Origin of the sequence: Bullifex sp. (genome assembly GCF_034103065.1) — a bacterium.
Lineage (GTDB): Bacteria > Spirochaetota > Spirochaetia > Sphaerochaetales > Sphaerochaetaceae > Bullifex.
Genome location: NZ_JAXEGN010000260.1, coordinates 1 through 2,065 on the forward strand (window position 1 = coordinate 1; position 2,065 = coordinate 2,065).

1 protein-coding gene is annotated in these 2,065 nt (G+C 30.0%); it reads left to right on the plus strand.

The window, feature by feature from the left end:
- Positions 1-292: 292 nt before the first annotated feature.
- A complete protein-coding gene (locus tag SOY52_RS09850; protein WP_320848784.1) occupies positions 293-1,750 on the plus strand; it encodes a transposase in 1,458 nt (485 codons plus the stop codon).
- The last annotated feature ends 315 nt before the right edge of the window (positions 1,751-2,065 follow it).

A 2,065-nucleotide genomic window follows, 5' to 3' on the forward strand; every position in this document is an offset into this window, starting at 1 on the left:
TTAGGATATAAACTTTAAAGTCTTTACCAAGCATGTAGTGATGAAAAACTCACTTCATGCTTGCTTTGTAAAAAGCGTAAATTAATAAGATTATCATGAAATTAAGTATAACACAGAGATTAAAAATTTTATGTGCTAAATCCTTACTAAAGTAAGATACCCTTCATTTTGCCTATATTTTTAAATCAAAACCCACCAAAAATCATGAAAAACAGGTGGGTTTTATCTTTTATTGTTCCTTCTTTTAAGCTATAATATATGTGTATTTATATGTGTATATAAGGAGCTAAAGATGGGTGCCTATACTGTTCCAGAAGATATAAGAAAAATGAAGCCTAAAGGAACTACTGTTAAAGTTATTAATGGTAGTTATTATGTTTATACTAATACTCGTCATAAGGATGAAGTTAGTGGTAAATGGAAGACAGATCCTGGAAAGCTATTAGGCAAAATAATTAAAGATGTTGGCTTTGTTCCAAAGGGAGTACAACTTGAAAGCTCTGAAATAACATTGTTTGAATATGGTGAATATCTTCTTGCATGTACTTTAGCTCATGATGATTTTGAGAGATTAAAAGAATGTTTTAATGTAGATGAAGCTTTTCATTTGTTTTCATTAGCATGTATCTTTGTATTTGAAGGCTATATTGGGTTAAAACCATCAGAAACAATATATGAGAGAACACTCATTGCCCATGACTATTCTAAATTAAAATATAGTTATCATAGAATAAGTAAACTTCTATCTACTATTGGAAGAAATGATAAGATATTAGAGTTTCAAAAGAAGTGTATAAAGCAATCCAATACAGTAGCAGTAGATGGTCATGTTATACCGAGCGATAGTATTAATAATGATTTATCTTTTAATGGTTATAAAGCAAAGGAAGTAAAAGGTGAACAAATGAACTTATTAGTAGCATTAGATATTGCTACACATCTTCCTCTAGCAACTAAAGTATTTCCAGGTTATATAGTCGATAAAACAGACTTTATTGATTTTATTAAACCATTAGGTGAAATAAAAGATAAGTTATTCATTATGGATACAGGATTTTACTCAAAGGAGAATATTGAATACCTTGTAAAACAAGAAGCTAATTATATAATGCCTTTATCTTCCAATTTAGAAGGTTATAAGAATGCTATTAAACCTTTTAAAGGCAGGAATGCTCAATTCTTATATTCAGTTTCATCTAAGACTGATTTAGTTGAATATCATGAATGTACTTCAACTAAAGAAGGTACAAGGGTAATACTTTTTCAAAATATGAGTGAAAGAGAGAAGCTAATAAAAGAATATATTAAAAAGATGGAGGAAGGTTCTAAAAACCATAATAAAGAAGGGCTACAAAAGAATATGAAGACCTTTGGTCTAATAGTTCTTGAAACTAATTTAAGTGTAGATGCTAAAGATGTGTATTACTATTACAAATCTAGGTGGTCAATTGAAACCTACTATGACCGCATTAAGCATAATATAGACTTTAGTGAATTAAATCTCTCTGAATATGGGATGGTACAGGCTGTAGCATTCGTAATGCTATTAGCTGGTAGAATTGACCAAAGGATTCTAACAGCCGCAAAGAGTGTTGGAAAAAGTAGTAAAGATCTTGTTAGACTTATGAGTGCATTGAAACTATATGATAATGGTAAGAGTTGCAATATTTGCAATGCAAAAAAGGAGCACTTTGATTTAGCTGAAAAGCTTAACCTTTCCTATGATACTTCTAAGAAATGTTTGGGTTAATTTATGGTTTAGCACATAAATTTTTGAATCGTTGTGTTAATAATAAAACAACACTCCGTACATATGCCTAAACACCATAAATTCTTGTATTTTATGGAGGGATGTTACATTTTAAAAGTGGGGGTCGGTTTTCACTCCTACCACCATTTATATAGACTAAGTTATAATAAAACAATGCCTATTTAGTCATTATTGAACAAAAACACCATATTATAATCACTTTAGACATCAATATGCTTGTTTGTATGATTTTTAAGCATATGAGGGCTAGGATAAAAGTGGCAAAAACCCCACAAATTCCCCACTTTTTTTCAT